Source organism: Candidatus Aeolococcus gillhamiae, from assembly GCF_016464765.1.
Lineage (GTDB): Bacteria > Chloroflexota > Dormibacteria > Aeolococcales > Aeolococcaceae > Aeolococcus > Aeolococcus gillhamiae.
The window spans coordinates 1-2,888 of record NZ_JAEKNS010000016.1 but is presented as its reverse complement, the minus strand read 5'-3'; the positions used below and the strand labels follow the sequence as shown (position 1 = coordinate 2,888).

Annotated in this window: 4 protein-coding genes; all 4 read left to right on the top strand. The window is 71.4% G+C overall.

From position 1 onward, the window contains the following. A partial coding sequence (locus JF886_RS00995; protein ID WP_337308707.1) for an AAA family ATPase occupies positions 1–910 on the top strand: 910 nt, incomplete at its 5' end. A 10-nt stretch (positions 911–920) separates the two neighbouring features. Next, positions 921–1,886 (top strand): signal recognition particle-docking protein FtsY, encoded by a 966-nt coding sequence (ftsY, locus tag JF886_RS00990; protein ID WP_337308705.1) that lies wholly within the window; start codon positions 921–923, stop codon positions 1,884–1,886. Between the two features lie 29 nt (positions 1,887–1,915). Then, entirely contained in the window at positions 1,916–2,242 is a 327-nt protein-coding gene (locus JF886_RS00985; protein ID WP_337308703.1) for a transcriptional regulator, read from the top strand. Next, positions 2,242–2,888, top strand: a 647-nt coding sequence (locus JF886_RS00980; protein WP_337308701.1) for a signal recognition particle receptor subunit alpha, incomplete at its 3' end; no start/stop codon positions are given. The genes JF886_RS00985 and JF886_RS00980, both read left to right, overlap by 1 nt.

Sequence of the window (2,888 nt, the reverse complement as noted above, 5' to 3'; positions counted from 1 at the left end):
CGACGCTGAGAGGAGCGAGGTGGCGGTGGTGCTGGCCCGCGCCGAGGACGAGCGCGCCGCCGCCGACCTGGAGGTCGCCGCCGCAGCCGAGCGCGTCGCCGAGCTCGCCGACGCAGTGCGTGGCGATGAGGAGGACGACGGCCCCGAACCGCAGGCCGGGGACGCCGACAAGGCCGAGCGCGAGATCGTCCGCCTGGAGCGGCGAGTCACAGCGCTCGGCCCGGTCAACGCGCTGGCGCCCGAACAGCACGAGCGCCTGGCGGAGCGCGTCGCGGTGCTCCGAGCCGGGCGCGACGACCTCGGTAACGCCTGTACCGACATCCGCGTGATGGCCGCGCGCCTCACCGACGCCATCGACGTCCGCTTCGAGGCGGTGTTCGGCGCCGTCTCGGTGCACTTCCACGACCTCTTCGCCGAGCTCTTCCCCGGTGGCCGCGCCACCCTGCGCCGCGAGGAGCCCGGCGTGGCCGTTGCTGACGACAGCGGCAGAAACTCGACGGCCCGTGCCGGCGTGGAGATCCTGGCGCAGCCGCCGGGCAAGCGGCTGCAACCGCTGAGCTTGTTCAGCGGAGGCGAGCGGGCGCTCACCGCGCTGGCCGTCATCCTGGCCCTGCAGCAGGTCAACCCGTCGCCGTTCTACGTCTTCGACGAGGTCGACGCACCGCTCGACGACAGCAACGTGATGCGCTTCACGCGACTGTTGAAGCGGCTCGCGGCCACCCAGCAGTTCATCGTGGTGACCCACAACCACATCACCATGGCCGCGGCGGACGCGCTCCACGGCGTGACCAGCGACGGCGACGGGGTCAGCTCGGTGATCAGCGTCCGCTTCGACGCCGAGTCCGGCGAGACGGTGCCGGAGGGCCACGTCGTGGGGCTGCGCCAGTCCACCATCCGCGCCGCGGTCTGAGCGCTCCGAGATGACCGACGAGGTGGTGTCCCGCGTCCATCGTGAGGCGTGGTGGAAGCGCATGTCGCGGCGCATGGACCGCGCGTCGCTGGCGTTCAGCGAGCAGGTCCGCGACGCAGTCCTGTTGCGCCGCGACCTCGACGACGCCTTCTACGACGACCTCCTCGAAATCCTCATCGGGGCTGACGCCGGCATGGGGGTGGCGGAGCAGCTGGTCACCTCGCTCCGGGAGCGGGTGCGCCTCGAGCGGATCGCCACCGCCGAGGAGGCGCTCAACGCGCTCAAGGCGGAGATGCTCACCCTGCTGGAGGCGCGCGACCGGCGCCTGAACCTCGACGCTCGACCGAGCGTGCTGGTGGTCGTCGGCGTCAACGGCAGCGGCAAGACGACCACGCTGGGCAAGCTGGGGCACCGGCTGTCCGCCGAGGGGATGACCGCGCTGGTCGCCGCGGCTGACACCTTCCGAGCGGCGGCCATCGACCAGATGCGGGTGTGGGCCGACCGCAGCGGCATCGACGTCGTGGCGCACCGGCCGGGGGCTGACCCCGGCGCTGTGGTCTACGACGCCATCCAGGCGGCGCTGGCCCGGCGCATCGACGTCGTGCTGGTCGACACCGCGGGTCGCCTCCACACCAAGAGCAACCTGATGGCCGAGCTCGAGAAGGTGCGCCGGGTCATCGAGCGCGCCATCCCCGACGCGCCCCAGGAGACCTTGCTGGTCATCGAGGCGCCCACGGGGATGAACGCCATTGCCCAGGCGCGTGCCTTCCACGAGGCGATGCAGCTCACCGGGATCGTGCTCACCAAGCTCGACGGGACCTCGCGCGGGGGCACCGTCCTGGCCATCGAGGCCGAGCTCGACGTGCCGGTCAAGCTGGTCGGCCTCGGTGAGGGGATCGACGACCTCAACGTCTTCGACCCCGCCGCCTATCTCGACGCCCTCTTCGCGGGCGTGCTCGAGCTGCCGGCGGGGTAGACCTGAGGTTCTGGTAGCATGTCAAGGCTTTGCCCTTGACACGCTTCCGCACGCCCGCCCCCGCCGCGCCCGACCACGCCGCGCGCCAGCGCCTCTTCGACGTCTACGGCGGCGTGCTCACCGACCATCAGCGCGAGGCGTGCCGCCTGCACCTCGACGAGGACTGGTCGATCACCGAGCTCGCCGAGCACCTCAGCTGCACCCGCAGCGGCGCCCACGACCTGGTGCGCCGCGCGCTCGCGCAGCTCGAGAACCTCGAGGTGCGGCTGGGCCTCGCCGCCGAGCTCGACCGCCGCGACCGCGTCGAAGCCGGCCTGCGCGAGCAGGTGCATGCGCTCGGGGGCAGGGGCGCCTGATGTTCGACTCTCTGTCTGACCGGCTCACCGACGTCTTCAAGCGGTTCTCGGGCAAGGGCAAGCTCAGCAAGGAGGACGTCGAGGCGGGGCTGCGCGAGGTGCGCCTGGCGCTGCTCGAGGCGGATGTCAACTTCAAGGTGGCGCGCGCCTTCGTGGAGCGCATCCGCGAGCGCGCTGTCCAGGCCGAGGTCCTCGAATCGCTGACGCCGGGACAGACGATCGTCTCCATCGTCAACGAGGAGCTCACCGCGCTGCTCGGTGGCGAGCAGCGCAAGTTGCGCTACCAGTCGCAGCCGCCGACGGTGGTGATGCTGCTCGGCCTGCAGGGCAGCGGCAAGACCACCACCGCCGCCAAGCTCGCGCTGGCGGTGCGCAAGGAGGGCCATCGCCCCTTGATGGTGGCCGCTGACACCTACCGGCCCGCGGCCGCCCAGCAGCTCGAGCGGCTCGGCAAGGACAACCAGGTCCCCGTGGCCATGCCCGACGGCAAGGCCAAACCGCCCGAGCTGTGCAAGCGCGGCGTCGACGAGGCCAAGCGGCTGAACTGCGACGTGGTCATCCTCGACACTGCGGGTCGGCTGCAGATCGACCAGACGATGCTCGACGAGCTCAAGGAGATCCGCCGCCGGGTGACCGTGCACGACAC